Source organism: Archangium sp. (assembly GCF_036389735.1).
Taxonomy (GTDB): Bacteria; Myxococcota; Myxococcia; order Myxococcales; family Myxococcaceae; genus Archangium.
The window spans coordinates 1-3,118 of the sequence record NZ_DASVWK010001133.1 but is presented as its reverse complement, the minus strand read 5'-3'; the positions used below and the strand labels follow the sequence as shown (position 1 = coordinate 3,118).

Genomic DNA, 3,118 nt, shown 5'->3' with positions numbered 1-3,118 from the left:
CCGACAGCGCGTCCACCACCCAGAACGCCAGACACGGGAGGGCCACCGCATAGAAGAAGTACTGCTGATCTCGCAGCAGCCCCTCTTCGCTCCGGGCCGGCCCAGTCTTGCCATCCAGGGGTTGCCCCCCGTGCGCCTGCTTCATGTTTGTTCGGGTCTCTCGGGGTTTCGAGGGAATCGAGGGTTCAATCCTCAATCTCCCATAAAACAGGGTCAAAAGAAACCCGGCCTGGGTCAGCGATGCACCCGCTGGACGAGGCGTAACTTCTCGGCCCGAGAAAGGCGCTTGAGGGCGGCCTCGCGGCGAAGGGCGGCGCTCCGGTCCGCGGCGGGCTCGCTCCACACGAGCGTCACCGGCAGGCGGGCGCGGGTGTAGGCGGCGCCCTTGCCTCGGCTGTGGGTGGCCACACGGCGCTCCAGGTTGTTGGTGGCGCCCGTGTAGAGCGTGCCATCCCGGCAGCGCAGCATGTAGACGGTCCAGGAAGCGTCCGGCACGACGGCGCGGAGCATAGCGCACCCACGCCCCGGCCGGACGCCCCCGTCACCTCACCCGAGCGCCAGCGTCTCCGCTTCGGCCCGGCTCCCGCCCTTGCGCGCCGCCATCACCGCGGCCACGGGAAGGAAAGGGTCTACCTTCCAGGCGGACAGGATGTGCTCCCGGGTGACGAGCCCCAGCAGCACCCCCTCCTCCTCCCTCACGGGGAGCAACCACACCTGCCGCTGCTCCATCACGCGCAGGGCGCGCAGGAGGGTATCCGTGGGAAGAAGCGATCCCTCTGTCGATGACAACGTTTCCATAAATGTCGGGTTTTGCCGCATCCCCATGCCTCCCGGCTTGAACACGGGTAGTCCATTGCAACCACTCTGCCGACATGTGGGTGCGATGGATTTTGAACGCGGCACTCGGACCGCGGGGCATTAGATTCCCGGCGTGACGAACCGAAATGGTCCCAGGCTGACACGAATGGCGGATCTCTTCTCCCGGACGATGAACCGGGAGGGAGAAGGATTGCTCACCCTGCCCTTCAAACCGGACGAGCTGTACCGGGTGCCCACGGATGACGGGGCGGCCATCGCCATGGGGCGCTACCACCCCCGGGGCGAGCGCCGCCATGCCGAGCCGGTCATCCTCTGCCATGGGCTGGGGGCAAACCGGTTCCACATGGATTTCGACGAGCGCTACAGCCTGGCGCGCTACCTGGCCCGGGCGGGCTTCGAGACATGGGTGCTGGAGCTGCGTGGCCGGGGGCTGGCGGGTGAGTGCGGCGATGCCTCCTTTGATGATCAAGCCGAGTACGACGTGCGTTCCGCGCTGCGCACGGTGCTGTCCACGGGAGCCAAGGAAGTGCTCTGGGTGGGGCATTCCAAGGGAGGTTTGACCCTCTACGGCCATCTGGCCCGGAACCCGCAAGCCCCGGTGCGGGCCGCGGTGGCGATGGGCAGCCCCTTCACCTTCGCGGTCCAGCCGGGCCTCAAGCGCTTCATCCAGCGCATCGAGCCCCTGCTGCGGCTGAAGATGATTCCCACCCGGCGCATCACGGGCATCGCCCTCTTTGGCGCCCCCCCGGGTCCCCTCAGCCGCTACATGATGCTGGCCTCCAACATGGAGCCGGACGTGGTGCGCAAGGCCCTGGCCAACGTGCCCGCCGACATCTATGGCGGCGTGCTGCGCCAGTTCGCCCACTGGATTACCCACGACGCCTTCTGCATGACGGACGGCACCTGCTACCGCAAGACGCTGGCCGGGGCGCGCGTGCCCATCATGCTCCTGGCGGGGAGCAAGGACCTGCTCGCTCCCCCGCTCGCCGTGGCGCGGGCCCAGGAGCACCTCGGGGGGCCGGTGAAGCTGGTGGTGGCCGGGCGGGGCCACGGCTTCGCCGAGGATTACGGGCATGCCGACCTGGTGCTCGGACGTCGCGCACCGGACGAAATCTTCCCGCTGGTGGAGGCGTTCCTGTCCGCGCACGCGACCCGGCCCTGAGGCCTCGGGGGTCGCCCGGTTGTCCGCTCCCCCTCGGCGTGCTACCCCCACGGGCCCACATTTCCCATGTCCTCTGTCTCCCGCTTTCTCGTCCTCGCCCTCCTGACCCTCGCGGGCTGTGAGCGCGGCCCCGCGTCGGGCCACGCCCTGGTGGACTTCCGTCATGCCCCCCAGGCGGGCGGCACCCCGGTGGCTACCTGGAAGGGCGACCAGGTGACGGCCGAGGAGCTGACGCGCCGCCTGGAAGAGATGAGCCCCGCGCTGCGCGAGCGCTACCAGACGCTGGAGCAGAAGCGAGAGTACGTGGAGGGCGTGGCGCGCTTCGAGCTGCTGGTGCGGGAGGCGCTCGCACGCGGACTCCAGAACGACCCCGAGGTGGTGGCCAGCACCAAGCGCGCGCTGGTGGCCCGGCTGATGCGCTCGCAGCTCGACGAGGCGCAGCCCCCCGTGTCCGACGCGGAGGTGGCCGCGTACTACGAGCGCCAGAAGGAGGACTACGTGCGGCCGGAGCAGGTGCGGCTCTCGCATGTCTTCCTCGCGGCGCCCCGGGCGGACGCGGCCCGCGTGGCGGCGGCGCACGCGAAGGCCGAGCAGGTGCTCGCCCAGGCCAAGGCCCTGCCCCCCAAGGACTTCACCGCCTTCGGGCGGCTGGCGCGGGCCCACAGCGAGGAGCCCCGCACGCAGCCGCTGGATGGCGACCTGCGCTACCGCTCCCTCGAGGTGCTCGCCCAGGACTTCGGGCCCGAGGTGGCCGAGGCCGCGCGCGCGCTCGTCCCCCATGGCCCGGGCGCGCTCAGCGGCGTGGTGCGCACGGAGGCGGGGCTGCACCTGCTCCAGCTCACCGGCCACCAGTCGGCGCTCAACCAGCGGCTCGAGGATGTGCGCCAGCAGATCATGGGCCGGCTCTCCAATGAGAAGCGCACCCAGGCGTGGGCGGAGCTGCTCGCCGGGCTGGAGCGCCGCTCCGGCTTCAGCGTGGACGCCGCGACGCTCTCGCGGGTGCACGTGGACCTGAGCACCCCCATGCGGCCCGCGAGCGGTCCGCCCCCCGGAACCCTTCCCGCCCCCCCACCTTCCGCGCCCGTGGAGCGCCCGTGATCCCCAAGAGGAGCCCTCTCATGCCGCAGGCCTTCGTCC

General features: G+C 70.5%; 4 protein-coding genes. 2 read left to right on the top strand and 2 right to left on the bottom strand.

The window, feature by feature from the left end:
- Positions 1-234: 234 nt before the first annotated feature.
- Complete coding sequence (locus tag VF794_RS40770; protein ID WP_331119308.1) at positions 235-510, bottom strand: GIY-YIG nuclease family protein; 276 nt, start codon at positions 508-510, stop codon at positions 235-237.
- A gap of 36 nt (positions 511-546) precedes the next feature.
- Positions 547-789, bottom strand: a complete 243-nt coding sequence (locus tag VF794_RS40765; RefSeq protein ID WP_331119306.1) for a CBS domain-containing protein — start codon at positions 787-789, stop codon at positions 547-549.
- Between the two features lie 175 nt (positions 790-964).
- Between VF794_RS40765 and VF794_RS40760 the strand changes: the two genes are divergently transcribed.
- Positions 965-1,981, top strand: coding sequence for an alpha/beta hydrolase (locus VF794_RS40760; RefSeq protein ID WP_331119304.1), 1,017 nt, complete (start codon positions 965-967; stop codon positions 1,979-1,981).
- Positions 1,982-2,047: 66 nt separating this feature from the next.
- Complete coding sequence (locus tag VF794_RS40755; protein WP_331119302.1) at positions 2,048-3,079, top strand: peptidylprolyl isomerase; 1,032 nt, start codon at positions 2,048-2,050, stop codon at positions 3,077-3,079.
- Positions 3,080-3,118 lie beyond the last annotated feature (39 nt).